The 26,314-nt window shown below is 59.3% G+C and carries 35 protein-coding genes; 9 read left to right on the top strand and 26 right to left on the bottom strand.

What is annotated here, in order from left to right; genetic code table 11:
- The 9 genes from Q0Z71_RS14000 to Q0Z71_RS13960 form a co-directional block, all read left to right on the top strand.
- Nucleotides 1-714, top strand: a 714-nt coding sequence (locus Q0Z71_RS14000; protein WP_298024061.1) for a type IV secretory system conjugative DNA transfer family protein, incomplete at its 5' end; no start/stop codon positions are given.
- Nucleotides 711-1,844, top strand: coding sequence for a hypothetical protein (locus tag Q0Z71_RS13995; RefSeq protein ID WP_298024058.1), 1,134 nt, complete (start codon nucleotides 711-713; stop codon nucleotides 1,842-1,844). The genes Q0Z71_RS14000 and Q0Z71_RS13995, both read left to right, overlap by 4 nt.
- 69 nt (nucleotides 1,845-1,913) lie before the next feature.
- Entirely contained in the window at nucleotides 1,914-2,315 is a 402-nt protein-coding gene (locus Q0Z71_RS13990) for a hypothetical protein (protein ID WP_298024056.1), read from the top strand.
- 103 nt (nucleotides 2,316-2,418) lie between these two features.
- Nucleotides 2,419-2,769, top strand: coding sequence for a hypothetical protein (locus Q0Z71_RS13985; protein WP_298024053.1), 351 nt, complete (start codon nucleotides 2,419-2,421; stop codon nucleotides 2,767-2,769).
- A 168-nt stretch (nucleotides 2,770-2,937) separates the two neighbouring features.
- A complete protein-coding gene (locus Q0Z71_RS13980) occupies nucleotides 2,938-3,897 on the top strand; it encodes a Cas9 inhibitor AcrIIA9 family protein (protein WP_298024051.1) in 960 nt (319 codons plus the stop codon).
- Nucleotides 3,898-3,913: 16 nt separating this feature from the next.
- On the top strand, nucleotides 3,914-5,881 hold the full coding sequence (locus Q0Z71_RS13975) for a PcfJ domain-containing protein (protein WP_298024048.1): 1,968 nt from the start codon (nucleotides 3,914-3,916) through the stop codon (nucleotides 5,879-5,881).
- Between the two features lie 69 nt (nucleotides 5,882-5,950).
- Nucleotides 5,951-7,585, top strand: a complete 1,635-nt coding sequence (locus Q0Z71_RS13970) for a recombinase family protein (RefSeq protein WP_298024045.1) — start codon at nucleotides 5,951-5,953, stop codon at nucleotides 7,583-7,585.
- Nucleotides 7,582-8,160 carry a hypothetical protein gene (locus Q0Z71_RS13965; RefSeq protein WP_298024041.1) on the top strand — a complete coding sequence of 193 codons (579 nt, stop codon included), beginning with the start codon at nucleotides 7,582-7,584 and terminating at the stop codon, nucleotides 8,158-8,160. The genes Q0Z71_RS13970 and Q0Z71_RS13965 overlap by 4 nt, the downstream gene beginning before the upstream one ends.
- Before the next feature lie 339 nt (nucleotides 8,161-8,499).
- Entirely contained in the window at nucleotides 8,500-8,946 is a 447-nt protein-coding gene (locus Q0Z71_RS13960) for a SufBD protein (protein ID WP_298024038.1), read from the top strand.
- 245 nt (nucleotides 8,947-9,191) lie between these two features.
- On the opposite strand, the gene Q0Z71_RS13955 is transcribed toward Q0Z71_RS13960, so the two are convergent.
- From Q0Z71_RS13955 to Q0Z71_RS13830, 26 genes are all read right to left on the bottom strand, one after another.
- Complete coding sequence (locus Q0Z71_RS13955; protein WP_363316729.1) at nucleotides 9,192-9,530, bottom strand: nucleotide pyrophosphohydrolase; 339 nt, start codon at nucleotides 9,528-9,530, stop codon at nucleotides 9,192-9,194.
- Between the two features lie 15 nt (nucleotides 9,531-9,545).
- On the bottom strand, nucleotides 9,546-10,592 hold the full coding sequence (gene rsmH / locus Q0Z71_RS13950; RefSeq protein WP_363316728.1) for a 16S rRNA (cytosine(1402)-N(4))-methyltransferase RsmH: 1,047 nt from the start codon (nucleotides 10,590-10,592) through the stop codon (nucleotides 9,546-9,548).
- 112 nt (nucleotides 10,593-10,704) lie between these two features.
- The gene (locus Q0Z71_RS13945) at nucleotides 10,705-11,427 is read right to left on the bottom strand and encodes a CHAP domain-containing protein (protein WP_298024033.1); all 723 of its coding nucleotides are present in this window, start codon (nucleotides 11,425-11,427) and stop codon (nucleotides 10,705-10,707) included.
- A complete protein-coding gene (locus tag Q0Z71_RS13940) occupies nucleotides 11,414-11,632 on the bottom strand; it encodes a hypothetical protein (RefSeq protein ID WP_298024030.1) in 219 nt (72 codons plus the stop codon). Before Q0Z71_RS13940 ends, Q0Z71_RS13945 begins: the two co-directional genes overlap by 14 nt.
- A 9-nt stretch (nucleotides 11,633-11,641) precedes the next feature.
- On the bottom strand, nucleotides 11,642-11,923 hold the full coding sequence (locus Q0Z71_RS13935; RefSeq protein ID WP_298024028.1) for a hypothetical protein: 282 nt from the start codon (nucleotides 11,921-11,923) through the stop codon (nucleotides 11,642-11,644).
- A 2-nt stretch (nucleotides 11,924-11,925) separates the two neighbouring features.
- Entirely contained in the window at nucleotides 11,926-12,207 is a 282-nt protein-coding gene (locus tag Q0Z71_RS13930; protein WP_298024024.1) for a branched-chain amino acid ABC transporter permease, read from the bottom strand.
- A gap of 121 nt (nucleotides 12,208-12,328) precedes the next feature.
- The gene (locus Q0Z71_RS13925; protein ID WP_298024021.1) at nucleotides 12,329-13,159 is read right to left on the bottom strand and encodes a polysaccharide deacetylase family protein; all 831 of its coding nucleotides are present in this window, start codon (nucleotides 13,157-13,159) and stop codon (nucleotides 12,329-12,331) included.
- Nucleotides 13,160-13,242: 83 nt separating this feature from the next.
- Complete coding sequence (locus Q0Z71_RS13920; RefSeq protein ID WP_298024019.1) at nucleotides 13,243-13,815, bottom strand: hypothetical protein; 573 nt, start codon at nucleotides 13,813-13,815, stop codon at nucleotides 13,243-13,245.
- A 3-nt stretch (nucleotides 13,816-13,818) separates the two neighbouring features.
- On the bottom strand, nucleotides 13,819-14,877 hold the full coding sequence (locus Q0Z71_RS13915; protein WP_298024015.1) for a baseplate J/gp47 family protein: 1,059 nt from the start codon (nucleotides 14,875-14,877) through the stop codon (nucleotides 13,819-13,821).
- Between the two features lie 13 nt (nucleotides 14,878-14,890).
- Entirely contained in the window at nucleotides 14,891-15,244 is a 354-nt protein-coding gene (locus Q0Z71_RS13910) for a hypothetical protein (protein ID WP_298024012.1), read from the bottom strand.
- A 1-nt stretch (nucleotide 15,245) separates the two neighbouring features.
- Nucleotides 15,246-15,656: a hypothetical protein gene (locus Q0Z71_RS13905; protein WP_298024009.1), complete on the bottom strand. Its 411-nt coding sequence runs from the start codon at nucleotides 15,654-15,656 to the stop codon at nucleotides 15,246-15,248.
- A 1-nt stretch (nucleotide 15,657) separates the two neighbouring features.
- The gene (locus Q0Z71_RS13900) at nucleotides 15,658-16,605 is read right to left on the bottom strand and encodes a hypothetical protein (RefSeq protein ID WP_298024006.1); all 948 of its coding nucleotides are present in this window, start codon (nucleotides 16,603-16,605) and stop codon (nucleotides 15,658-15,660) included.
- Nucleotides 16,602-17,171 carry a SafA/ExsA family spore coat assembly protein gene (safA, locus tag Q0Z71_RS13895; protein ID WP_298024004.1) on the bottom strand — a complete coding sequence of 190 codons (570 nt, stop codon included), beginning with the start codon at nucleotides 17,169-17,171 and terminating at the stop codon, nucleotides 16,602-16,604. Before safA ends, Q0Z71_RS13900 begins: the two co-directional genes overlap by 4 nt.
- 29 nt (nucleotides 17,172-17,200) lie before the next feature.
- Nucleotides 17,201-17,758, bottom strand: a complete 558-nt coding sequence (locus Q0Z71_RS13890) for a hypothetical protein (protein WP_298024001.1) — start codon at nucleotides 17,756-17,758, stop codon at nucleotides 17,201-17,203.
- Nucleotides 17,759-17,763: 5 nt separating this feature from the next.
- A complete protein-coding gene (locus Q0Z71_RS13885; protein WP_298023998.1) occupies nucleotides 17,764-18,075 on the bottom strand; it encodes a hypothetical protein in 312 nt (103 codons plus the stop codon).
- Nucleotides 18,072-18,461, bottom strand: a complete 390-nt coding sequence (locus Q0Z71_RS13880; protein ID WP_298023995.1) for a hypothetical protein — start codon at nucleotides 18,459-18,461, stop codon at nucleotides 18,072-18,074. Before Q0Z71_RS13880 ends, Q0Z71_RS13885 begins: the two co-directional genes overlap by 4 nt.
- Nucleotides 18,462-18,473: 12 nt before the next feature.
- The gene (locus Q0Z71_RS13875) at nucleotides 18,474-19,535 is read right to left on the bottom strand and encodes a phage tail sheath subtilisin-like domain-containing protein (RefSeq protein WP_298023992.1); all 1,062 of its coding nucleotides are present in this window, start codon (nucleotides 19,533-19,535) and stop codon (nucleotides 18,474-18,476) included.
- Entirely contained in the window at nucleotides 19,532-20,026 is a 495-nt protein-coding gene (locus Q0Z71_RS13870; RefSeq protein ID WP_298023989.1) for a hypothetical protein, read from the bottom strand. The genes Q0Z71_RS13875 and Q0Z71_RS13870 overlap by 4 nt, the downstream gene beginning before the upstream one ends.
- Nucleotides 20,023-20,340 (bottom strand): hypothetical protein, encoded by a 318-nt coding sequence (locus Q0Z71_RS13865; RefSeq protein ID WP_298023986.1) that lies wholly within the window; start codon nucleotides 20,338-20,340, stop codon nucleotides 20,023-20,025. The genes Q0Z71_RS13870 and Q0Z71_RS13865 overlap by 4 nt, the downstream gene beginning before the upstream one ends.
- Nucleotides 20,337-20,717: a hypothetical protein gene (locus tag Q0Z71_RS13860; protein ID WP_298023983.1), complete on the bottom strand. Its 381-nt coding sequence runs from the start codon at nucleotides 20,715-20,717 to the stop codon at nucleotides 20,337-20,339. The genes Q0Z71_RS13865 and Q0Z71_RS13860 overlap by 4 nt, the downstream gene beginning before the upstream one ends.
- A gap of 34 nt (nucleotides 20,718-20,751) precedes the next feature.
- On the bottom strand, nucleotides 20,752-21,786 hold the full coding sequence (locus Q0Z71_RS13855) for a phage major capsid protein (protein ID WP_298023980.1): 1,035 nt from the start codon (nucleotides 21,784-21,786) through the stop codon (nucleotides 20,752-20,754).
- Nucleotides 21,787-21,798: 12 nt separating this feature from the next.
- The gene (locus tag Q0Z71_RS13850) at nucleotides 21,799-22,143 is read right to left on the bottom strand and encodes a hypothetical protein (protein WP_298023977.1); all 345 of its coding nucleotides are present in this window, start codon (nucleotides 22,141-22,143) and stop codon (nucleotides 21,799-21,801) included.
- Nucleotides 22,144-22,171: 28 nt separating this feature from the next.
- Nucleotides 22,172-23,017 carry a hypothetical protein gene (locus Q0Z71_RS13845; protein ID WP_298023974.1) on the bottom strand — a complete coding sequence of 282 codons (846 nt, stop codon included), beginning with the start codon at nucleotides 23,015-23,017 and terminating at the stop codon, nucleotides 22,172-22,174.
- 23 nt (nucleotides 23,018-23,040) lie between these two features.
- On the bottom strand, nucleotides 23,041-24,213 hold the full coding sequence (locus Q0Z71_RS13840) for a serine/threonine protein phosphatase (protein ID WP_298023971.1): 1,173 nt from the start codon (nucleotides 24,211-24,213) through the stop codon (nucleotides 23,041-23,043).
- Nucleotides 24,214-24,453: 240 nt separating this feature from the next.
- Nucleotides 24,454-25,722: a PBSX family phage terminase large subunit gene (locus Q0Z71_RS13835; RefSeq protein WP_298023968.1), complete on the bottom strand. Its 1,269-nt coding sequence runs from the start codon at nucleotides 25,720-25,722 to the stop codon at nucleotides 24,454-24,456.
- A complete protein-coding gene (locus tag Q0Z71_RS13830; protein ID WP_298023964.1) occupies nucleotides 25,691-26,155 on the bottom strand; it encodes a hypothetical protein in 465 nt (154 codons plus the stop codon). The genes Q0Z71_RS13835 and Q0Z71_RS13830 overlap by 32 nt, the downstream gene beginning before the upstream one ends.
- Between the last annotated feature and the right edge of the window lie 159 nt (nucleotides 26,156-26,314).

Below are 26,314 nucleotides of genomic sequence, written 5' to 3'. Positions count from 1 at the left end.
GCCCGGAAAATCGGCATGATCCGTCAGAATGAAAAGGCGGACAGGATGGACGCCAGTATCAAAGGTATTTTGGCCCAACATCTGGATGTGGTGGCGTACCCCGGAATGCGGCGGATGTTCCGTATGAAACAGCAGGTGGACATGGGGAGTTTTCTTCGGGAAAAGACGGCTCTATTCATCTCCATTAGCGATTCCGACCGCAGCCAGGACAGCCTGGTGAACCTCTTTTATACCCAGGCCCTTCAATACCTGATGAACGCCGCGGATAAGCAGTCGGACAGCCGCCTGCCCATCCCGGTGCGCTTTATCCTGGACGACTTTTCCACAAATACACTGATCCCGGACTTTGACAAGATCATTTCGGTCATCCGCTCCCGGGAGATCTACGTCAGCCTGGTGGTACAGAGCCTGTCCCAGTTGGAGGGCCTCTACGGCCACGCCAGGGCTCAGACCATCGTCAACAACTGTGACCATTGCCTGTATTTGGGCGGGGCGGATATTGAGACGGCCGAGTACTTTGCCCGAAAACTGAACCGCTTGACTTCCACAGTGCTGGATCTGCCGTTGGACAGCATGTTTCTGTTCACCCGGGGCGAAAAACCCCGTAAGGTCCAAAAGTACGAATTGGATCAGGATAATACTTATCATCGTTTGATGGACTCTCATACAAGGGAGATGGAACCCGCTGACGTGGAAGTTGGGAGACAAATATGAGCTACAACGAAAGAACGCGCCTGACACTGGATGAGCGCCTGGCACTGGCGGCACAGTCAAAGGCCTCCTCGCCCGAGGCCGCCGCCGCGCTGGTGTGGCGGTTTGCCGGGCTTCCTGCAGCGTATGTCTTCTGTGGATCCTCCGATGTAGAAGCCATGACCGAACTGACCGGAGAGTTTTGGGAGGATTCACGCGTGGATATAGACAGCTACCGTGGTTTCTGCCCGTCCTTTGAACTGGCACTGACAGAGGACAGTGATTCCGGACAGGAGCTTTCCCGGGAAGAAAGTCAGTATCACCCCCTGTGGGGCGTCCGGAGCAGCAATGCCCTGCTCCTTCTTGGGGAAATGCTGCTGGATCAGGCCATGGGCAGGCGACCGCAGAAGGATGTCTATCATTGCCTGCGCATGACGCTGGGACAGTACCTGGATATCCTGACAGGGCCGGATTTTCGGCGGAGCGAGTCTGAGGCAGAATGGTTCCGGTTCTGGCGAAATGATTTTATAAAGGGCTGCGGCGAGGATCAGCCGCTGGCGGAAACGCTGGCCATGATTCTGCGGCGCTACATCGCTGCCTGGAAAGACATCGGACGGCTGGATCACATCCTTTGCTGCCTGGCGGGCCTTGCGCTCCATCAGGAGCAGGCGGGGACGAAATATGAACTGGAACCTCTGCCGGAAAGCGAACGGTTAAAGGATGGCGCCAGCCTGTCGCTTAAGGTTGACCGGACAGAAAGCGCACAGTCAGCCTGGCACTGTCTGATGGCTCTCAGGCGGTACGACATCGACCCAAGCTGGGACGAACTGCCCAAGGCGAACCCAGAGTGTGAAGACCCGCAGGAATACTTCCTGGGACTGGCACGCGAATACGCCCCGAACCTGCCGGACCCCGGCAGTGAAATGGAGGTAAAAACACTGCGCAGCCAGATATTCCTCCCCTATTGGGACTACAGCCCCGGTACCCTCCGGGAACTGGCAGAAAATTTGCCCTTTCCGGAGTTTAAGCCGCTCCTGGAGGAATACCTCCCCGGCGACCGCCTTGCTGCAGCGATGGACATGATTAACATGGCAGTGACAGACCTTTACATGTTGTGGGTGGAACCCTATCTTTGGATGGGAAAAACAGTATAAATTTCCCCTGTATCTGCTTATTTCGTGATATAATCATCCATAACAAGAACAATCAAACGAGGTGATGTTATGAAGGATCTGTATTCCAATTATCTTTCAAAGCCCAGGAGCCTGTCCCTGGAAGAAATGGTGCGGATCCACGCGGAAATGGAGTCGGAAATCGGCACCGACCCGGATGCCCTGGATCTCTATGATGAACTCGTGGAGGCCTCTGTCCGGTATTCCTCTTTCCGTGCCAACTGGCGCCTGTGGGACAGGACCGTTAAGGCAGATAAGGATGCCAGCCGGACATCCTGCCACAACATGGTCATTATCAAATTCAACCAGCTCTCCCGTTACCTGAAGATGCGGGGCTGGAATGCCGCGTGGAGGGACACCCTCGGATATGAGGAGGACGACCCAAATTTCCGTAAGCGTATCGGGGATTTCGCCTGCTATGTCGTATTTATAAACAGCGTGAGCGCCAGATAGAATTTGTCGCCAGCAGCCCGTAACGGAACTTATCCGGCTCGGAAATCTCCCCCCGCCCCTGTCGTTTTATGTCTCCAAAAAATTAGTATCAAAAGGAGAAGCTATGAAAAAAGTATTCATTCTAACGCAAGAAGGCCGCGCTTATTCAACGGAAGGCTTGGAAATTGCGGAAAACTGTATCCGGGAAATGTTCGGAGAAAAAGATGAGTTGGAATTTTTTATGGGCGCCGAATTGAATGATCCGGAAAATCTCGCCAGAATCCTGGAAGAAAACGCGGACTGCGGGTATCTGCTCACCTCCATGGAGAACATCGGGTATTTTCATCCCGGAGACCATTTCTGGTACCTGGCAGAGCTGTTCAGGAAGCATTCGAACGAAAACCCCTGGGAAGTTCTTGTACCGATCATCGAGAAAGGCCTGGAACTTCAGGGGCAGGATACCGCAGAGGGATAGAGACTGTCTGCGGTTTTTTGGTGAAACATAAGACGGATACCATTTGAAGGAATCAGGATTGGGACAACGCCGGCCGTGAGAACGGAACCGGCGTTATTTTTGTGCCCTTAACAATACAACCAGTACCCATGCAGTTTTTTTTGAATCCATGTATGAGGAGGTCTCAAAATGGGATTTTTTGCTGATATCGCCGCAGAAGCCTGCCAAGGAATAGCCCGCACGCAGGCACCGGCGCCTGGCCGTCAGGATGCGCCACGCGCACAGGGGACAACGCCCGTTCCGCAAAGCACGGCCCATATACAGAAGCCTGCACCCGTTCCGCAAAACGTAGTCCACGCACAGGAACCCATACCCGCCCCGCAAAGCGTGCCCCACGCACAGGAGCAAGTGTCTGTCGCGCGGGCACCTGTACCCGAACAGCCTGTGCCGGAGGCGATTCCTCTTTCCGCTGAACCCGCACAGGAGCCCCCGACAACATCCGAACCGCCGACCATTGACCTGACCCCGGCGGCCAATAAGGAGGAAGAAACCGAACGCAGGAAGGCCCACGAGGCTGCTGAAGCCAAACGCAAAGCCGAGTTTGAGGACCGGCAGGCGGAGAAGAAGGCCGCCCGGCAGGCACAGCTTGACAGGCTGGCCGCCATGAGCGATGCCGACATTCTGGCTGCGTCAATGGAGCGTGTCAGCGCCGATACGGAAAAGTTGACCCGGCGCAACATGAAAGATGCAGTGGCCGAACATATCCGGGCCAAATGCCGCGAGAATGCCGCTTTTGCCCGCTGTGTAATGCACCCCTCCAAGACGATGATAAACTGCTTTCAATATATCAATCGCAAGGCCCGCGAGTATGCCGAGCAGGAAATGAAGGATAACGGCGTTGCCCGCACCGGCGTCTACGGCCTTGACGTGCCGGACGGGCTCTGCTACCAGTGGGCCGAGGACTATTTCAACGATCCGGATGTTAAGGAGGATCATGAGAATGATGAAAAGTTTGTACCAAAACCCTATGTGCCGTCTGCCCAGAAGACATCCGCGGGCAAGACAGCCAAAAAGAAACCCGAACAAAAGAAACCTGCCGCCCCCAAAACCGGGAGTGCGGTTTTTGAGCAGATGAGCCTGCCGTTATAAGGAAGGATGCGAAGCGATGCTGAATAAAAAAGCAATCAGGAGATTTATAAGTGAGAACCCTGTCCCGGCCATCCCACCGAACCATGGTCTGCTGCAAGCACAGCAGATTGATTATATCGTCCGCACGGCCGTTAAGATCATCGACCATCACCGGATGCTGGTGCTGTACGTCTACAGCCGTGAGCAGACCGCTGACGGAAATGCTGTACCCACCTGGACAGTATTCCAGACAGGGGATGATTACATCACCTTTAGCCGCCGGTCGGATAGTACAACTCATTGGCGGGCATCCGCATTTGAAAGATTAGGTGACAGTTGGAATTTTGTGAACAGGTGCGCGTTCTATTCGGCCAGTGACCGGCAGCGCATGAACCGATATTTTCACGACGACGGTTCAGGTTTTATGCCGCTGCTCAGGGCGCAGAACCGGATCCTGAATCATCGCCGCCAGAAGCGGGAACGGAAAAGGGATAAGATCATCAGAGCCAGGATGAAACACCTCCCACCCCTGCCCCACGGTCTTGCTGACTGGGCGCTCGGGAACGTTATGCCGGCCTATTTTATTTATAACCATGCGAGAGGCGGCAGCGCCACTGGCACCTGCTCCTCCTGCGGCCAGGAAGCAACTCTCTCGGGTGTAAAACACAATGCCAGGGGTATTTGTCCCCATTGTGGACGGGAACTCACCATGAAACCCAAGGGACGCACAGGGCATCTCTGCGACCGCGAGACTTTTCAGGTCATTCAAGGAACGAAAAGCGGCGAGTTGGTCGTGCGGATCGTTAAGGCCCGCCACTCCTACCGGAAAGAGAATCCGGGAACTGTGATATACGAAAACGCCCGGCAGTTCATCCGCCTTGACCGGGATGGCAGTGTGAAATGCGAAAGCTATTATTATTCCTATCCGGAGACAAAGTGGAGGCGCGGGAACAGGCCCGTTCCCTTTTCCTACCATTACAATTTTGAAGCTGACACATGCGGCCACGTCTACAGCGGGAACCTTCCCAGGGCCCTACGCGGTACGCCCTGGCAGTACTGCCCTGTTCAGACCTACTACGGGCATTTCCATGAGCCTATGGAGATGCTCCCGTTTTTGACTGCTTATGTGAAGCATCCGAGACTGGAGCATCTGATAAAAACAGGGTTTTACAGTCTTGCATCAGATATGGTCTACGGGAGAAGTTACGGTCTGAATCTGGATGAATCCAGGAACCGGACCCACCAAATCCTGAGAGTAGGCGCAGAAGATGTGGGCTTTCTGCGGGAAATTGACATAGCCGCAGCCCCATTGAAAATCTTCCAGGGCTACTGCCAGAAAAGCCTGAAAGACCGTCAGCGTCTTCTGATGTGGCAGCAGGAACGGAAAGTCGACCGGGATATCGAACCGGCTCTGGACTATATGACCCCTCATAAGGTCATGCGCTACCTGGACACCCAATACGGGACACTCCAGCACCGTCTGACCCAATACAAGACCCAGCGTTACCGCAAAATACAGGATCTCGTCACAGAGTACAAGGACTATCTGGATATGTGCAGCAAGTTGGGATATGACTTGAACAGCAATTCCGTTTTATTCCCGAAAGACCTGCAGAAAGCTCACGACAGTGCCGCCCACAAAGTCAAAATAAAAGCAGATGCCCAGCTCCGCCGTGATTTCGTCACTGCGATGAAAGCCATTTCCGGGCATCTGGACTTCGAGGCGGATGGTATGAAGATTGTGTTGCCGTCCAGCCCCGACGAAATCATCGCCGAGGGGCAGGCGTTGCATCACTGCGTTGGCACTTACGTCGAGCGTGTGGCAAAACATGAGTGTATTATCCTGTTCCTACGGCAATCCAGCAACATGGATAAACCGTTTTACACCCTTGAGATCAAAAACCGTAAAGCCGTGCAGGTGCGCGGACTGAAAAACTGTCCGGCCACGCCGGAAGTACAGGCTGTTGTTGACCGTTTTGAATCGCAGGTGCTTATGGCCGCATAGCTTGAAAAATAGCAAAAAATCGTGTAAAATAGCAACCAGAGAGACTATCATCAGGGAGGGGGAAATGCCATGGGAGCGGCCAGGAGATTTGTGCAGAATCCCGGGAACAGCGCGATCTGCTACTACCGGTACAGTTCCGGCGCACAGCGTGACGTCAGCATCGACCAGCAGCGCGAGGCGGCACATGATTATGCCAAGGCACACGGATACCACATCGTCAAGGAGTATGAAGACCACGCCATTTCCGGCACAAGCGATGAGCGTCCGGACTTTCAGCGTATGCTCTACGAGGTGGACAAGCTGCGCCCGGCCTACCTGATCCTGTGGAAGACGGACCGCCTTTCCCGCGACAGGATCGACGCCGTCCTTGCCAAAAAAAGGCTCAGGGAATGCGGCGTCAAAATAACCTACGTCGCGGAAGCCATTCCCGAGGATGATGAGGCCACGCAGATCCTGATGGAAAGCATCTATGAGGCCATGGCTGCATCGTTTATCGTCTCGCACCGGAAAAACGTCATGCGGGGCATGACCTACAACGCGGAGAACGCTCTGTATAACGGGCGGAAGGTTTTTGGCTACACAGGAAAGCCGGGCCAGAAATACCAGGTCAACACCGATACGGCCCCCATCGTGCGCCGCATCTTCAAGGACTACGCAGAGGGTGTACCGATGCAGAAGATATGCAATACCCTGAATGATGCGGGGCTGCGTACTGCCCGAGGAAATGAATTCACCGTTAGCACGCTGCACGGCATCCTGAAAAACCGGTCATATATCGGGGAATACAAATTTGGGAGTGTCATGATCCCGGACGGGATACCGCGTCTGGTCAATGACGATATGTTCCTCGCAGTCCAGGAAAAGCTGCGGGCCAACAGCCGCGGCGGCAAAGGCGCAGTCAGGAAAGTCCGCCCGGATACCACAATAGAGGACTACTGGCTGTCCGGAAAGATTTACTGCGGCCTTTGCGGCGAAGCCATGCAGGGCCTCAGCGGGAAAAACAAGATTGGCAACCCGTACCATTATTATTCGTGCAAAAACCACAGAAGGCATCTTTGCCCCTTGAAGAACCAGCGCAAGGAACTCATGGAGATGATCGTCCTGTATGTGATACAGGAACTGTTCCGGCAGCCTGCATACCGTATCCTGATTTCCGGGATGTGCTATGCTTATCACGTAAGCCAGAATGAAGGCAGTGAAGCCTATGAGGATTCGCTGCAGGCCAGGCTGAAGGAGGTCGATGTAAAGCTTGCCAACCTTATCAAGGCGATTGAAAAAGGAATCTTTGGGGATACGATGTCCGAACAGATGAATATCCTGGAAAACCAGAAAATCATGCTGAAAGATGCGCTCCTGGCGGAACAGAACAGGAAGAAGTATGCCCTGAAGCAGGAAGACATCCTCCGGTATCTGGACAGCTTCGTCGGTGACATCAACAACCCTGACACACGGCGACACCTGTTAGACAGTTTTATCGACAAGATTTATGTTTTCCCCGATAAGCTGGTGATTACGTTCCATTATACCGATGACCGGAGGGAACTGCCGTTTGAGGAAATGAAGCGGCTTTTTGAGAACAGCCGCACCATCGAATCCATGCTCGGCGATTATCAGGGCACCCCGACGGAGGCGGCTGCCAAAATGAGGGAAAGCCTGCTTAACGGTCTGGAAGGAAACGAGGATAACTCGGATTTTTTTCAGTGAGGTGTTCGTATACTAAAGAGGCTAGTAAACTTGCAAATACAGCAAGAGACTACTGGGATCAGCCTGAGGAACTGCGTCATATTTGCAGAGTACTTCAGATCGGAGATGACAAAACCGCATATCGGTTTATTGAGAATAATCAAAACAGCATCCAAGTCATGTACCCATTTCTTGTAATGAGTGCCCCACAATTTGCTATTAAAAAATTCAACGAAGGGTTTCCCATAGAACTTGTAAGTGAACATGGATATAATTGGGAAGTCAATTCATGTGCGCTATATAGATTGATTGAAACAGATAAGACTGCTACAGAAAAAATTGTTTCTTCCAATTTGCCAAGTGTCATTGACAGGTTAAACGCTGTATCCTACATAGACTTTTGTAATGATGGTTATTTGGATTTTTTGCAACTAATTGCAGATTATTATACAGATATATATCAGATAATAATCTCGGGGTTAAATCTCGAAAAAATACTATGCAGTTTTGAAAAAAACGATACACCTTTTGAGCAGAAAAAACAAATGGACATCAAACGTCATCGCTTCTTGGAGTTAATAGCCCAATCTAATTAATTTGAATTGCCCTATTCCACAGTTCCTTTGACTTGTGAGTTTGCATCTTTTTTGTCAACAAAAGACAGCTCAGAAAAGCCCTAAGGCGATGAAAAGGCCTTAGGGCCTTTTCATACGCCGGACGTGCTTTTTCTTCGCTCCCAACCGCGATTCGCTTCGCTGGATTCGCGGTCGGAAAGGACGGGGCTGCGTAAGAAAGTATTTTTTCTCCTTGATACAGAAATCGACAAACTTCGACAGGGGTTTGTCGATTTTCTTTTGCCCTGTACTTTCCTCCAGCGATATGCTATACTTGCCATCAGAAAGTGTCAAATCGGAAGTTGTGGGGGGTGGATGGCGATGAACGAAAATATTGCGGCGAAGCTGACGGCGAAAGATGATCAATATGCTTGCGCTCTTGCCGATAAAATCATATCAGAAAGTCAAGAAACAGATGAATGGTACGAATATTTTGATGACTTTGCCTCGTTGCTTGACCATCCAAAATCATTGGTAAGAAATCGAGTGTTGTATATTCTTGCGGCAAATGCTCAGTGGGATGAGGAAAACCGTTTTGACGCGATCATATCTGATTTTCTCACACATATAACGGATGAAAAACCGATTACAGCCAGACAGTGCGTTAAGGCCCTTGCACAGATAGGTTTGGCAAAGCCGCAGTATATTCCAAGGATATTATCATGCTTGCGGGGTGCTGATCTATCAAAGTACAAGGACAGTATGCGCCCGCTGATTGAAAAGGACATGGACGAAACTGAAAAGATATTGACAACTTCCGGTTTATAACGTAGATGGTCAAGCTCGCTGCGGCACAATGACTTTCAGCGAAAAAGCCCTAAGGCGGTGAAATGGCCTTAGGGCTCTTTTATACGCCGGACGGGCTTCTTCCAGGCTCCGACCATGCTCCACCTTGCCGGATTTGCAGGTGAACAGGCGTTCCTCCAAGATTCAGCAGCGTCCCCAAACAAAACCGGCTTGTCAAAACAAGCCGGTTTTATTTGAGACATCCTTTTGCCGTCCGGCAAATGTTCTCATGTCAACTCCGTATATTTGGCCGCGTTTCCCCATGCCTTTTCCACCGGGTATTTGGCCTCATTTCGGGTAACTTTTTCATTTATGATCTCATCCAGGTCAAAGCCGCATATGTCCGCCATCAAAATGCAGTAGCTCAGCACATCCGCCAGCTCCTCCCGGATTCTTCCCTGCTTCTCTCTGCACTCCAAGTCCGTGCCGCTCCATTGGAACACCTCCAGCAGCTCCGCCGCCTCCAGGCTCAGGGAGAGCGCCAGATCCTTGGGCGTATGGAACTGCCGCCAATTTCTGTCATCCCGAAACTTTACCACCCGGCGGATTGTCTCATCCCGCAGCATATCCTCACACTCCCTTCATGCCCGGATAGCCCACCGCATTTTGGTCGAATGGGCTCTGGGGTTCTGAAAACACTCCTCTGCCGATGGCCGGATCACATCCTCCGAGATCTCACGGTAGATCCCCGCCCGGTAAAACTGACGGAACGCCTTTTTCACCATCCGGTCCTCCCCGGAATGGAAGGTCAGCACTGCCGTCCGGCCGCCGCTCTTCAGCACATCCGGCAGCTTTTCCAGGAATGCATACAGCGCCTCAAACTCACTGTTCACATCGATGCGGAGGGCCTGGAACGTCCTCTGACACGATTTTTTGACCGCTTCCCTCCGCTCCGCAGGCGGTAGGAAGGATAGGGCTGTCTCGACGGCCGAGGCCAGCTGTTTCGTGGTCTCGATGGTGCCGCCGCGCTTGAAAACGCCCATCACCGCTCCGGCGATCCGCTCCGCGTAGGGCTCATCGGAATTTTCCACCAGCAGCGCCGCAAGCTCCTCCTGGTCCAATTCCCGCAGCCGCTGGGCGGCGGTGACGCCGGAGGTCGGGTCCAGCCGCAGGTCCAGCGGTCCGTTGTATTTGAAGGTAAAGCCCCGCTCCGGATTGTCGATCTGCATGGAGGATACCCCCAGGTCCGCCAGCACGAAGTCAAACTTCTCGCCGGGAGCCACCTGGTCCACATCGGCAAAGTTGAGCCTCCGGATGGTCAGGATGTCCGCGCCGTAGCCCTGTGCCTCCAGCCTGGCCCGGGTCTTTTCAGACTCCACGGGGTCCACGTCTGTGGCGTAGAGGTGTCCCTGTCCCTGGAGACATTCCAGCATCTTCCGCGTGTGCCCGCCATAGCCCAGCGTGGCGTCATAGCCGGTCTGTCCCGGCTGGATCTGAAGAAACTCCAGGATCTCATCCACCATGATGGGGATATGCATCCCGGCGGGCGTCTTTCCGCTTCGGATGATCTTGTCCACATCAGCCCGGTATTTCTCCGGGTCCAATTCCTTATATTTCTCCTGGTAGCTCCGTGGGTGCGTGCCTTTATACCGAACGCGCCGCTTGTGCTCCTGCTCCATCGGGATCATCTCCTTTTCTGCTGTTGTATCGTATCATAGATCCTGCAAAAAGGGAATCCGCAGCGGGGCAGATATGCGAAAAGGCAGCTCAAAAGAGCTGCCTTTTCGCAATTGGATCTCCTCACGCCTCCACAGCCGGGTCCAGTCCGGCCGCCGCCAGCCGGCGGTCAAAGCCGCCGCCCCGGTAGACGAACACCAGCGTCCGCACCTGCTCATGGGTCAGGCCGATCACATCGCCGTTGCCGTTGGGGTCGGAGCCGTCGCCCTGGATGATCCCCGCAGCCATAAGCTGGTCGATGATCGGCCGGAACTTCTCCGGTACATCCTTTAGTTTCTCATATGTTTTCACTTTGTCGTCCTCCTCATACTCCGGCCGGTATCCTCCCACTGCCTGCCGCGCGGACCGCACCCGCTGCTGGACCTGGCCGCCGTTGGCGTCGTCCCCCAGGCCGGTGTTGCCCTCGATGGTCACCAGGTCTCCATTGGCCCGCACCTCTTTTACCAGTCCCACATGCTCCGGGCCGCCCTTGCTGTGAAAGCGCAGAAACACCAGATCTCCCGGATGATACCTTTCAGCCACGAACAAGCCGTGCGTTTCGGCATAGTTCAGCAGCGTGCCGCAGCTGGCCGTTTTCCCCCCGCCAAAGAACAGCTCCGGTGCGCCCGCTTGCTGGAACAGCCACCAGATAAACGTCACACACCACGGGTATTTCGCGGCTGCCGTGTCATAGACCGCTCTGCCGTAGTAGGCGGTGTTATACTTCACACAGTTGCTTCCGGCTGGGGATTCCCGGACGCCCAGCTCTCCCCCGGCGATCCGCAGGAGCTGTTCACAGCCCGCCATTGTCCGCCGCCTTGTCCACCGCATCCTGCACCTTCTGACTCTGGGTGCCGAAGTAGAATGCGATAATGACCGCGTAAATGGTCATAAAGTCCTGTGATATCTTCTCAGCATATGCCATATAGGCAAACACTCCCGTGAGCACCAGTGTCACGATGGATTTGACGGACACCAGATTGGCTGCCCGCCTGACGATCAGTTCTCTCATAACTCTCCCCTATAAATCATTGAAATTGTTCTCCCAAGCGCTTCGCGCGGCGTCATAGACGATGCCGCCCCTGGTATTTTCCCTGCCGCTTTTCCGAAAGTAAGCCCCCAGCACATATCCCGTGGCCGCCTGGAGCGCCCCGATCAGCGCGGTCAGATATGGCAGTGCGCCGCTGAAATCCCGCAGGATGGCAATGCCGCACAGCCCGAGAACGATGTATGTAGCGCTCCCATCCACCAGCAGGATCCCCAGGGCAATGATCTTGCTCATGGTCCATTTTCTCTGTTCCATGGTCATCCCGCCGTCTCGCTGTGTGCCTTTTGGTTCAAATGCCGGTCCAGCCTGTCCAGCGCGTCGTGGACCGGTCCGTCACAGCCCTGCTCCGCCAGTCCCTGCAGGCACGCCCGAATGCCGTAGCACAGCAGCGTCTGCTCCTCCTGGATATCGCGGATGATCTTCCCCTGTTTCTTATCCCGTTCCAAAAAACGGTACAGCGTCCACAGCGCTCCGCCAATAACAGTCAGGCTGCCCAGGAGCTTTGCCACGCCATGCACTGTCTCAATGGAAATATACAACGATGGATATCCCTCCTCGCTTTTTCATCATGCTTCCAGTTCCCATATCCCCGTCCCTCCGGCTTTCCCGCATGGGAACTCCGCCGCAGGGTCCTGTCCCCGCGGCGGAGCTTTTCATCAGTCAGCGCGTCTGTGCCGGCAGGTCATACAGGGATGCGAAGGTATACCCCATGTCCTCCCACTTTGTCAGCAGCTCGTCCAGAATGTCCGCATTGGTCTTGGATGTGGAGTGCAGCAGGACGATGGCGCCGTCATGGATGCGCGGCAGCAGCTTGGCGTATGCCTGCTCCGCCGTAGGCTGATTGTCCACGTACCAGTCCACATAGGCCAGGCTCCACAAAATCGTCCGGTAGCCCAGCGCCTGCGCCTGTTTCAGATTTTCCTCGCTGTACTTCCCCTGGGGCGGCCTGTAAAACCTCGGCAGCTCCTTCCCCGTTGTCTCCTGGTAAAGCGCCGCCAGGTCATCCAGTTCCTTTTGGAAGGCCGCCTGTTCCGAGATGGCGGACATATCCGGGTGGTTGAAGGTGTGGTTTCCCACAACATGCCCCTCGTCCGCCATGCGGCGGATAATATCCGGCGCCGTCTCGATCATATTGCCCACCACAAAAAAGGCGGCTGGGGCATTGTGTTTCTTCAGCGCATCCAAAATCTTTTCCGTATATCCGTTCTCATACCCACAGTCAAAAGTCAGATAGATCACCTTTTTCGAGGTGTCCCCCAGATAATAGGCGTCATACCGGGCCAGGTCCGATACGCTGGCATTGCCCACAGGCGCTTCTCCCTCCGTCTGGAAGGAAAGGCCCCAGTTGTCCGTGGACGCGGGGACGGCGGCCTCTCCCACCGTTGTCACAGACTTCTCCCTTTGGTCCAACAAATATAGATTCCCCGCGATGAACAGGACCAGCGCCAGTCCCACGATCATCACCACATACCGGCGGCGGATTTGAAACATATGCAGATACCTCCCATTTCAGCAAAATGCATTGCTCTCATTCTGTGCATCTGCGCGCCGATTATGCGGGACAGCCTGTTCACTCAGTCCTCCGGCGGCACCGCCAGCTGAAAGCTCTCCCAGGTGTGCCCCGCCGCCTTGACAGCAGCCCAGGTAAAGCCTGCCTGCTCGCATTCCGCCCAGGTCAGGTAGCGGAAATAAAATTCCACGCCCAGATGACAGGGCAGAATATCCAAAATGATTTTCTGGATCTGCTCAAACTCCGCCGGGACACCGGCCACCTCCGGGAAGATCACCCGCAGCTTCCCGCCGCCCAGCTCCAACGCCTTGGCCCGGATGCCGCAGCCCCGGATCGTCCGGTTGATCTCTCCCGGTGTCAGGCTGTCTCCATTGATCTGAAGCAGTGCCGCGATGGCCGCCCGCCGCTCCTCCGGTGTCACGGCCGCGGGGCGGCGGGCAAACAGTGTCTCCCGGCGGGAGAGTCCCTCGTCCTCTGCCGTCGCCGTCAACGTCTCCCGCTCCGCGTGCTCAATGCGTCCGTTCACCAGATCCAGCACGGTGCCCAGCGCATAGAGCTCCGCGCTGTTGATGGAGTTCGCACGCAGGTCATAGACGCCCAGCGGCGCCAGCAGGTTTCGCAGATACTGTTCATACATCTGTTACGCCTCCATCTCCGTCACCGTCAGCGTCCCCAGCATAGGGAGCACCGTGTCGTCCGCCGCCAGATCCGCCGTTGGTGCGGAAAAGCGGTAATTTATCACATCCTCCACCGCGTAGATCCGGCTGCCCAGCTCCGCCAGCCGCACCGGCTGTCCTAGCAGCCGCCCGCCGAAGAAATTGATGACCGCCTGCTCCGCCGCCGTCTTGACCGTGGGAAAGTCCGCCCCCTCCCGGACAGTCACCGCCACCGATACATCCACCGTTTTGACCGCCGGCGCTTTTACCTGTACGTCCACGGCGATCTCCCGTTTCTCCTGCAATTCCGCCTGCAGCTCTGCCAGCAGCTCCGCCGTCGGCTGTCCGCTCTCTCCGGCTACGTACACGTCCACCGTGCCGATCCCTCTGGCTCTGCCAACCGCTCTCGCCGCCGCCACACCGGCATGTCCCATGGCCGTCTGTTCATACCATGCCGCGTTGGCGCCATTGGGGAGCCTCTGGTAGCTCTCCAAAATGCGCTGCCGCAGAGTCTCGTCGTCCTCCGCGTCGCTGCCGCCGGTAAAGGCCGCCGGGTTTGTCACACCGGTCACCGCGATGGGACACGCTGTCAAAATCGACACCGCTCCCGGCACGGCATTGCCCTTGCTTCCGCCCTCCAGAGCCTCCGCCGCCGCATCGGCTGACAGCGTCCCGGCCCGCAGAACCGCCGCCTCCCTCGTGCGGAACCGCACCTCCTCCGCCGTCATACACACCGTATCCGCCGGGATCGTGATATCTGCGGAAGGCGCCATGTCCACCAAAAAGCGCAGGACTCCCACAGCCTTTGATGCCGGTGCCCGTTCCAGACCCCGCATGGCCGCGTGGCGGTCCAGATAAATGCCCTGCGCCGTCTGCGGGAAGCTCTGGTCCAGCACCCAGTCCGCCTGGATACCCAATGCCTGGATCTGCGCTGCCGCAGCCCACAGGCGCACCGATAGGTCACAACTCTCCTCCGGCACAAACCCTGCCCGCCGGCCAAACGCCTCCATCAACGCCCCATAGATCTCTTCGATACTCTTCACCCGTTCTCCCCCCTCACAATTGGATGTCCAGCGCCGCCGTCAGCCGCTCCCCCTCATAGAACAGCTCCACCAGCAGCGCCGCCGCACCATCGCCTGTCTCCGTCAGTTCCACGGAATCCACCCGCAGTCCAGGCTCCTCCGCCAGCGCCTCCGCCACATATTGCTTCGCGGCGCTCTGCCGCTGAACAGCCGGTACCTGTCCCAGCTGCCACAGCCTGCTGCCAAGGTCCTCCCAAAAGGGGAAGCTTCCCCGCCGGGCCGTCAGCCTGAACAGCATCCGCTGCAAAAGCGCCTCCCTGCCGGTCACCCGCCGCAGACCGCCGGCGCCGTTGGGGATATAATCCCCATCTCTCAGCTGCAATTCCATCTCACGCCTCCAACTCGCCGCAGGTACAGGGCTTATAGGGCACGCCGTTGATCGTTAAGTCCCCCTCAACGGCGATCCGCGTCCCCTCCAGCACCACGGTCCCATCCTTCTTCAAATAGATCGAGTTCTTCCCCGGTCCATACACCATGACCTCTCCCGGCCGCATCCCCTTCGGCATAGGCCGCTGCTTCATTCCGGCCACGCACTGCTCCTCGCCGCCGGGGCCGCCCTTGACCACCAGCACCGCCCCGCCGCTCTCCGGCAGCCATACATAGCCGCCCGGCCCATAGACCGGCAGCGCCCGCACCTCGCCCCGGGTCATAACGCCCACGCTGTCCCCGGCGATCGTTGTCACGCCCAGATCCGCGTCAGCCGTCGGCACAGCGGGCTTCATCTGTTTGGAAAGCCACATCTCATATCCTCTCCTTTAGTGTCAGCGTTACAGCGGCCCCCTTTTCCGCGGAAAACTCGTTTTCAGCCTCCGCCACCCGGAAGGTCCCCGTCAGTCCCATCCGCTCCATATCCAGCTCCACGATATCCCCCGGACATGCCAGAAAACTCCCCGGCAGGCGCAGCACGATGGACTTCTCGTCCTCCCTGGACCGCTGGATCTGATACGCTCCGGTGTACCGCATGGCCGCCCAGGTGCTCTGTCCCGGGGTATACACCACCCGGCGGCACTGTCCGCCCCGCTTGATCATATCTTGATTTTTCACGTCATAGGACACATTTCTGGTCTTGTCGATGACCAGCACCTCCGTCAGCACGCCGTAGTGGTCCTCCCGCAGAGTGCAGGACAGCACCGGGTCCCCATCTCCGATGAGGAGCTTTCTCCCATTGTTCTGTTCCGGCGCCGCCAGCAGCTTCCCGTCCCGGCTGAACCGGGGCGAGAAGCCGCCGTAGGTCCGGCAAAAGCCCTCCAGCGCCTTCCACTGACTGCTCCCCGCCGCCACCGTGTATACGGAGCTTGCCCGCACATCCGCCAGGGCTCCGCAGGAGATGCCATAGGGCGTCACATGGCGCCGCACGATCTCCGCCAGCGTCGCGTCCTGATACGTCAGCGGCCGGGACTCATTATCCAGCAGCCGGGCTGCGTACCCCCGCCCTGTTATGGTGGCCGTCAGGCCGTCCGCCTCCAAGTCCACCGTGTATTCATCCACGATGCCGCGAAGCATCGTCTCGCCGTTCTCAAAAGCCGCGAATCCCGCCGCCAGATGCAGCGCCTCCGCCATGTCCTTCTCGTACAAAACGGTGATGGAGTAACTGTCACATGGCACCGTCCCCGTATGCGTCACCTTCCAGGAAAGGGGCGCGGGCAGGTCAAATACACGGTGGTCGCTGGTAATGATCCGTCCCGTCATGGAATCTTCACCCCATCTCCCGGATAGATCAGATTGGGGTTTTTGATCTGCGGATTGGCTGCGATCAGCGAAGCCAGCGTCACATCATACCGCTTTGCGATGCCCCATAGGGTATCCCCTTTTTTGACGGTATAAACCGCTGAAGCGGTTTCCCCTCGGCTGGTCCCTGCCTGACCGCCCGTCCAGGCCCCAACGCCGCTGTCCTGCTCTGTCAGTCCGCCGCTGTATCCGCTCCAGTCCTCCCAAAAGATGAAGCTGTACCGCACATAGTCCGGCAGCGGCTTCTCCTCCACCTTCAGCTCCACGAAGTAGACCCGCTCCGCCTGCCACACCGGATGGATCAAAAGTCCCGGTCCGCTCTCCTGAAACACCTCCGCCAGCTCCCGAAACTGCCGGTAGGCGCCCTCTCCCGAGAAAACGCCCTCTCCCCGCAGGACCCGGTAGGTACAGCCCAGGTCCTGCAGCACACACCGCCCAAAGGGCACCTTGTGGGCCGCCACCTGCCGCCGGTACTCCACCGCGTAGATCTCCGGGTTATGGGGCCATGTAAAATTCTTATACCGCATGGGTGTCAGCCTCATATCGGTCTCCCCTCTCAGTACAGGACAAAGCCGCCGTCATAGCGCCTGGCGTCCCGTTGAAATGCTCTGGACAGCTCTCCCGGCCCCAGCGCCCGCTCCGGCGCTGCCCACAGGACCTCCGTCACCGTCCGCTCCCGGACCGCGCTCTCCGGCGGCGCGGCCTGCTCCGCCGGGTCCCCGGTGCCAGCCACTCCGGTCTCCCCGGCCCGGGCAGGCCGCTCTCCAAAATTCTCCGCCATCAAGCCGCCGTCCAAGGTCTCCTCCGAAAAATCCCATGGGTCCAAACGGCTTTCTCCAGCCATTCTCCACTCCTGCGGAGTCGCCTGTCCCATATCCGTTCTCTTCCAAACGCGCTGTTCCAAAGCCGCACCGTCCGGCCTCTTTTGCCAGGGCCAAAGACCGTCCCTGTCTCTCGCCCCGCCTTCGGCCGGCCGCCGCTGCCCCTCCGGGAACAGGGGCTCCCGCTCCCCTGTCTCCGGAGGTCCTTCCGTGGGGTCCTGCGTCCGGCCGCCCATCATCAGCAGGGCCAGCGCCAGCCTCTGCCGCGCCAATTCCTCCTGTATATAGTCCATCTCCGTCACACTCCCCCAAGCGCCTCAAACCGCTGCCGGTCAAAGGCCGGATTCACCGTCTCCCGTGATGCCGCGGCAGCGCCGCCCTCTGCCAGACGCCGCAGCAGCGTCTCCATCTGCCGTCCCGTCAGGTCGGCCAGCACCTCCATCTCGCCGCCGTACACCGGCTCCCCCTGGAAGAAGCAGCAGGCCGCCAGCACCCGGGCATTGCAGAGCAGCGTTCGCTCCAATCCGTCCTCCGCCAGCTCCCGGCTCTCCCGCCAAAGCTCCAGCAGGCGGCCCGCCGTCATGGGCCGCAGCTCGTCGATCTCCCTCATGCCCGGGTCTCGATCCGTTTGGAGGCCACCACGGTGATCTTCTCCGCCACCATGGCGTTCAGCTGTCCCTCCTCATGGATGGTGCTCCACTCACATCCGCTGTAAATGATCTTGCGGTCCGGCTTGCAGATGACCAGGAAGAAATCCCGCAGGTCATAAAAGTTGATACCGTCAGACACCGCGTCGTCCGTGGCATACAGCCGGGTCAGTTCCAGCGTGTATTTCTTCTGTCCCTCGATGGTGGCCACCGGCTCGCTCTCGCCAAAGGCCTCCACGCTCTGGGAGGACTTGCTCGCCCTTGCGGTGTAGCTCTGCACCACCGCCACCTTTCTGCCGTCCAGCTCCAGATAGATATCCGCGCTGGTGGGAAATCCCTTCATTTCCATATGCCGTCCTCCTTATACCGTGATATGGACCGTCAGATAGATCTGGTTCAGTCCATGGGCCACCGCGAAGCCAAACTCCACCAGGCACACCGTGGGATCGTCCGGAGACGCGGTGACGCTCACCTCGCCATAGCTGTCGATGATCTCCGCCGCAGTCTTCTTCTCCAATTCCACGATCACCTGGGACCGGATGGCGCCCCGGCTGCGGACCGTATTCTTGGTCCGCGAGAACTTGCTCCGCAGCGCCGCCCGCACCGCCGGAATGATGTCGTCCACGATCAAAATCGTGGTCAGCTCCCGCCAGGTGGCATCCGCCGCCCCATTGGTCTTGGTCCGGGTGGTAATGCCCCGGACCGGAGAGATGACGCCCGCCACGCTCTCCAAAGGCGTGACTCCGCCGCGCACCAGCAGATCGACGTCGTTGTCGCCGTAGTCCGCGGCAAGGCCGCCAAGCCCCCGCACCTCCGCGCCGTTCAGCGGCACCGCCGGATCTCTGTTGGACGCGATGACGCCTGCCACAGCGGCGGCGGCAAACACGCCGGGCAGCGTCTCTCCCGCACTGTCCAGCACGTCAGGCCCCACCAGCACCATCCGCTCGCTGTTCAGCGCCGCGGCACGCTCCACCAACTGCGCCGCCGTGTCTCCGGCGCCGCCCACCACGGCGATGCGCTCCCTGCGCCCGGCGGAGGCGTCCTCCACAGAGGTCCGCAGTGACTGCTGCACCTCCTGCGCCGCGCTGTCGCACACCACGATCTGTACATCCTGCCCTCGCAGCGTCTCAAACGCCGTCTGGTAATCCGCCGGCCCGCCTGTGTCGGCCACGCGCACCGCCACTACCGTGGCCGCGCCGTTGGCAAACAGCAGCCGCAGGATGGTGCTCATACCAGGAGTCGTATCCTCGCCGAATGCCGCCACACCGGCGGTATATCCGGTGATGGTCACCGCCTCCCCCGCAGTCCCCCGGGCCGCCCTGGCCGCCACGCCGATGGTCTTGCCCGCCTGTCCGGCGGAGACCACCGCCGATGCGTCATAGGCCGAGTAAACGCCCGGCCGTTCATGCCTGCTCTCGCTCAATCCGTCATAACTCCTTTCAAAATAAAGTCCAGGAACATCTGTCCGTCCTCCTGTTCCCGGGCCACGAATACCGCCTGGCACCGGAGGCCGCCCCGCCGCAGAAACATCCCGGTCTCCTTCTCCCAGCAGAGGCCCTCCCAGTTCAGCTCCCCCGGACGGATCCCGCTGGGCAGTCCGCCCAGCAGCACCTCCGCCGCCGTCTCGCAGGCGGCCTCGCAGTCCGCCGCCCGTTCCGCCCGGATATCCACAGTGATGATGCCCTCCAGCTGTTTTCCATACACCTCGCGGACCACTCCCGCCTCCGCGTCGTATACCTCGCCCAGATAGTTGCAAAATCCCAGTGCCTTGCCCTCGGCGGCCCCTACGGCTACCGCTGCCGCCGCGCCGCTGTACCGCTTTGCCCGGTCGGCCGGAAACGCCGCCAGAGCCTGCACACCGGCGCTGTTCAGTGCGGACATGACTGCGTCCCGCACCTGCGTCAATTCCCTCATCCTGCCTCCTTCTCCCGTTCCAAAGCGGCCCACCAGTGCGTCAGTGTTTCACCGATGTAATAGGGCCGGCTGCTCCGCACCCGAAACGGCACGCCATTCCACAGCACGGTGTTCCCCTCGGCCACCTCCGCCTGTCCCAGATACAGCCAAAGCCGCTCATCGATCCAGCCGATGCCGGTCACCGCGCCGGGCACCTGCTCCCGCCGTTCCGTCACCGGCTGCAAAAACGCCCGTACAGGCGCATCGCCCTCCGCTGTCCGGATGACAGCCTCCTGCCCATACAGGGCCAATACCTCCCGGATCCAGTCCGTCATCCCCGCACTCCTCTCAAGCAGAGATCCCCGGGCGACACATAGTCCGCCATCAGCCGTTCCGCCGTCCGCCGCAGCTCCGCAGCGGACTCCGCGCGCTCCGAGCCCTTTTTAGCCGAGACAGAGACCTCCCCGGCGGTGAAGGCGGAGACGGCCCCGCCGCCCCGTCCCGCCGCCAGGTCCGCCGCGGCCGTGAAAGCCGCCGCGCAGCAGAAGGCCGCTCCGCAGTCTGCGGCCGTCACGCCGTCACGCAGCCGGGTGGTCCACGCCCGCTCTGCCGCGGCGCACAGCATGGCCAGCAATTCCTGCTCTGCCTCTCCTGCGCCGGATATTGCCCCTGCCAGCTTTAAAATCGTCTCATCCATGTCCTGCCTCTCCATTTCCGTCTCCCCACAATAGGGAATGCTGTCCGGTTCAGTCCAGCTTCAGGACCTTGGATGCCTCGGGAAACAGCTTTGCAAAGCCGGAGATCGAGGTGATCGCCGCGCGCTCTAGCTGCCGGTCGATCAGCTTATCGTACTCCACAGTGATCTCACTGCCGCAGATCTGTTCCAGCGCATAGTTCTTATCCAGGCCGATCAGCGTCTTGGCGGGCATGGCGGATGTGCGCAGCAGATTGGCCCCCAGCGGCGTGGTCAGGGTGCCGGTGCCCTGGAAGTTCAATCCGGTCAGCGGATTCTGGAATTCGCTCAACTTCAGCAGTGCCAGCATCACGTCGCTGCTCACCAGCATGGTATTCATGGTATAGGGGTCAAACTGGCTCCAAAAATCCAGCAGTGCGCCGTAGGACAGCGTCCCGGCGGTGCCGGAGATGGGCTGCGTGCCCACGGTGAATACCTCCGCCCCATTGTTGTTGCCGTCGCCGTTCTGCAAGACCCCGATGGCGTCTTGCAGATGCATCCGGCCGATGTAGGCGCCGATCTGACGCAGCGTCACGGAAAACAGGTCCAGCCGCTGGAACCGGATGGCCTCATAGGAGGCCACCAGCATCCGGCCCCGCTTGTGCAGGCGCACCAGGTTCTCCTGGGTGCGGATGGCGGTCTGTGGGATCGCCGCGCCCTCCTCCACACGCTTCAGGCTCTTCTGCTCCTCCGTGGGTACGGAGGCGATGGAGCGGTAATCCATGCCGTCAAAATTGGTCACTGTGGCGGTCACAGCGGGCAGGATGCTCTCCTCCTCCAGGCCCTGGCGCACCACACGGGACACGAACTCCGGAAACAGCACGGCGGAATCCGTGGTGTGGAAAAACTTCTCCACCATGTCGCTGCCGGCGCCCTTCACCTTGATGTCAAAGCGTTTCAGCTGGCGCTGGAACGCATCCATGCCCTCCAGGGCCGTGCCCCGGTAATGCTCGCTGGGGTCCAGCTCCTCCAGCGTCTGGGAAAAGCTGCGGCCGCTGCGGCCGTACATGCCCTTTTCCAGCTTGATATTTTCAAAATGATAAGCCATCTTCTCTCCTCCTCACAGTACAAACGTCACGGTCATGCCGCTGGTGTCCACATCCGCCACCAGATAACTGCGGCCAGCGGCATCTGCCCGCACGCCGCCGTCGCCGTCAGCCGCCAGCGCGCACCAGCCCACGGTGGGCGCGGTGCCGGAATACCCGGCGGTCACCATGCCGCCCAGGGCCACGGCGCAGGCGCCGCAGTCTCTGCCCACGGACAGCACCTGTCCGCAAAAGCCGTCACCGGCCGCGCAGGCGCCCACCTCGCCGCTTCCGGTGATCTTCACCATCTCCCCCTCGCTTACCTGTGCGCAGGCGAAGGTAGCCGCCCATTGGCCGATCCCCTCATAAGAATTCTTCATTGTCATCCTCCTTTATATCGTTCGTCTCTCAGACGAGGAATACTGTCTCATCGCTCTTCTCCACCGCCGCGGGACAGCGCAGCTGCGGTGCCGCCGGAAACCGCTTGGCCGCCCGGTCCCCATAGGCCCGCTTCAGCTCCAGCAGCTCCGGTTCCTCCAGCCGTTCCGCCGCCCTGGTGAACACCTGACCATCCAGTCCGTCGTCCGCCAGCATGGCAAGGCGCACCACCTCCCGGCGCAGCTCCTTCAGATACCTGGCCCCCAGCTCCGCCTGCTTCCGCAGCGCCAGAAGCTCTCCGCTCTCCTGTCCAAACCGTTTTTTCAAAACGCCCGCCTCCCTTTGGGCTGGCACCGCCACAAAGGACCACTCATAGGCGTCCAGCGGCTCCCGCAGCTCCACGAAGCACAGCCTGCCGTCGTACATCTGCCCCTTTACATGGGCACATCCGCCGTGCTCCGCGCCGCAGATGGAGCACACGCTCCGCCCCATGCTGCACCCCACGCTGACCTCCTTTTTGATGCCGCCCTCGATCTCCTGGATCAGGTCCGCGTTCTTCTCTGTCCGCAGCAGATACGCCCAGCCCTTCAGCCAGCAGTACGCGTCTCCGGCCGCCGTGATCCTGCCGGGCTCCCGTACCACCTCGGTCCGGTAAATGCGGGCCGTCTGGCCTTTGGCGGACCACTGGTGGTCAAAGATCCCGCTCTTTCCCAGAAACAATTCTCCCAGCCGCTCCAGCGCGCCGCCGTCAAACCGCTCCAGATCCCGGTCCACCTCGTTGTCGCACAGCCGCACGCTGAAGGCATACACCTGCTCCGCCGTCAGCGCCGTCTTGGTAAAGCGGTTGATCTGCGCCAGTTCCTCCTGTATATCCATCCTGTCTCCCCCGTTTCCGTGTTTCATTTCTCCGCAGCTCCGCCGGTCTGCGGACCCTCCCGCAGGTCATTCTCGATCCGCAGCCTTCGCGCCTGCTCCCGGTAGAGCTCCGCCTTCGCCTCTTCCACCTCATCCTGCAGATTGATGTCGTCCCATACCACCTCAAACGTGCAGGGATAGCCGTGCATCCGCAGCCACAGCCGGCAGATCCGCTCCACCACCGGTGTCAGCGCCCTGCGGATGGCCGTGATCTCTGTGGTCAGCATGTCGGCCTGCTGGGTGCTCATCCGCTCCGTGGAATTCCAGCTCAGTCCCAGCATGAACGGCGGGATGCCGGTCTTTGCCACGATCTGTTCCAAAATCTGCCGCACCGGCACCTCGCTGTCCAAAATCGGCGCGTCCCCGCCGATAACGTGGATGCCCACATCTCCCACGGCCACAAAATCCCGCACGCTTCCATTCCTGGTGTCCTGCATAGCCCGGGACCACTCCTCAGCCAGCTGCCTGCTGCGCTCCGCTGCGGAGATCCCCTCTCCGCCGGGGCAGGTCACGGCAAACCGCACATTGCCGCACCGCTCCCAGTTCACGCCCACGGTGTGGTAGATCTTCATCAGAATATCCGCCAAAAACGGCAGCGACCGCAGCAGCGACACACCATAGGGACTGTTCACCTCCGGATTCAGCGGTGTGAACAGCAGCAGGTCCTGACAGGGCAGCGGCTCCATCCGGCCCCTCTCGTCAGGGCCGCAGATGGTGAACGCCAGCGGGTTTTCTCCCTCCCGGACCTCGATATCCTCCACCCGGCCGCACAGCAGCGCGGCAATGTCCCAGCCGCCTCGTGCGGGCACGATCTCGCCGATAGCCCTGCCGCAGGTCAGCAGGGAATCCAGATAGCAGTCCAGAAAGGCGTTGACGCCAAACTGTCCCCGCCCGGACGGCACTGTCCGCAAAAACGCCTGAAGCGCGGCCTCCGCCGCCTTGTCCCCGCAGACCGCCGTCACGCCTCCGGTCAGCCGGATCAGCTTATAGATCGCCGCGTCCACCAGCGGCACGCCCTCCCGGATCGCCTGGTACAGCCGGACCTCCCCATTCCGCAGGGGCACATAATCATGCAGCGATCCAAAGGGATGCTGCGCGCCGCTTCGCAGCTGCACCGCCGCGGGCGCCGCCTCCTCTGCTTTTTTGAACCATCTCAACGTCAAAAACTCCTCTCTTTCATCGCCTTCCGCCGGGCCGCTCCACCGCCACCGCCGCAAATCCTCCGCTCTGTCCCGCCGCCAGATCCATGGCAAAATACCGCAGATCGATTTCCCATGGGGCACGCCCCATGGGAGCCCTTCCCTCTCACTCAAATCGCCAGGCAAAGCCCGGCGATTTCAAGGTTTTGCTCTGCAAAACGCTTGACGCGGCCTCCGCCGCGGCTCGCTGGCGCTCGCTCATGGACGCCGCTCCACCGCCACCGCCGCAAATCCTCCGCTCTGTCCCGCCGCCAGATCCATGGCAAAATACCGCAGGTCGTCCATGGCGTGGTCGTTTTCCTTTCGGGGCGCATCTCTGCCGCCCCGCTCGTCCCAGCAGTAGAGCGCCATCTCCCGCAGGCAGTCCCGGCAGTTGCGGCAGATCACGATCCGTTTCTTTTTCAGCAGGTCCGCCGTCACCCGAATGCCGTCCACCACATCGTTGTCCGCCCGCACAACCGTAAACCCCCGCCGCCGCAGCGCCTCGATGAAGCTCGCGGCCGATGGGTCCACGACGACCCGCTGGACCGGCCGCTCTCCCACCAGGCGTTCCAGGTCCTCCGCATACTCCGCGTCCGTCCTCTGCTGTCCGCCCTTTCGGGAGTCATAGTAATATTCCGCCGTCCGATACCACACGCCGTCCTTCTCCCCCCAGAGCCCAAAGGAGGCTGGATTGGCAGTCCCGTAATCCACGGAGACGCGCCACTGTCCAAACGGTCCCTCCGGCACATCCGCCGTATCCCGCTCCTGGTCGAAAAAGTCGTAGATCAGTCCCTGGGCCGCCGTCCACTCCCCCAGCACGAACCGCCGGTAGAATACGCCGGAATAGGCATTCCGGTATCGTGCCCGGATGCGCGGTGAGAGGCCGGGGTTGTCCGCCATGGTAAAGTGCAGATACAGCGCCCGCCGCTCTTTCGCCTTTAGGATCCACTCCCGGTAAAACCAATGCTGGGGCCCCTCCGGGTTGCAGTTGAACCAGAGCAGGCTCCCCGGCACGCTGCACCGGGCCACCGCCTGCTCCACAAAGGACCGGGGCATCAGCGCCGCCTCGTCCAGCAAGATACCCGCCAGGGTGCTCCCCTGGATCAGCGCCGCGCTGGACTCATCCCGACCGCCAAACAGCAAAAAGCGGTTCTCCCGTCCCCCGAAGCTCACGACCAGCAGGTTTTCCGCCCGCTTCTCCCGGACGGACATCCCCATCCGCCGCAGATAGGGCACCAGCTCCGTCAACAGATTTCTCCGCAATGAGACGATGGTCTTTCCGCACAGGCCGAACTGCCTTCCGTGGAACCGCGCCTGGGCCCACAGGAAAAACGACACCCCCATGGAAAAGGTCTTTCCGCTGCGGACCGCGCCGTCGCAGATGACGGCCTCCCATTCGTCTCTCTGCCACCAGGACAGCACCTTCAGCTGCTTGGGGGAAAACCGTACGATCTCAGCCGTTCTCCCATCCCCCTTCCATCTCACCGGCAGCCTCCGCCAGCGCCTGATACAGCTCCTCCGCCCCATGGCCCTCTCCGCTCTCCAGCAGGCCGCACAGCGTCTCCAACGCCCGCACCCGGTCCACCAGCTTGACCTCCACGCCGCCCTTGTCCGTCACCTTGAACTCAGCCACAGCGGACAGGTCCAGCCCCTCCGGGTCCAGCTCTCCGGCGTGGAGGGCCAGCTTCACCGCGTCGTTGGCCTGTCCAAAGGCCAGCTGTGCCAGACGGCGCACCGCGTCGTCCCGCCGCAGCTGTCCCGCCGCGGCCTCCCGCATCCTGTTCAGCTTCTCCTGGGTGCTCTTTCGGCCCAAAAGTCCAAACCCGTCCCTGCGGCCGATCTCAGCCGCCGCCCGTTCCGGGTCCATCGTCCGCAGATAGGCTCTGCAAAATACGCCGTCGTCCGTTTTCTTTTTCACATCGCCCTTCCTTCCATCAGCATCTCTCACCCATGGCCGCCCACGGCAAAAAGTTGCACATTTCCATGCACGCTTTTAAAAAATTTTTGAAAAAAAGCAAAAAAGAACCGCTGCCACCGCAGCGGTCTCCAAACGGTATCCAATGTTTTCTGTGAAGCC

Origin of the sequence: uncultured Dysosmobacter sp. (assembly GCF_947631635.1) — a bacterium.
In the GTDB taxonomy this organism is placed as follows: Bacteria; Bacillota; Clostridia; order Oscillospirales; family Oscillospiraceae; genus Oscillibacter.
This window is presented reverse-complemented; position numbering and strand designations above follow the sequence as displayed.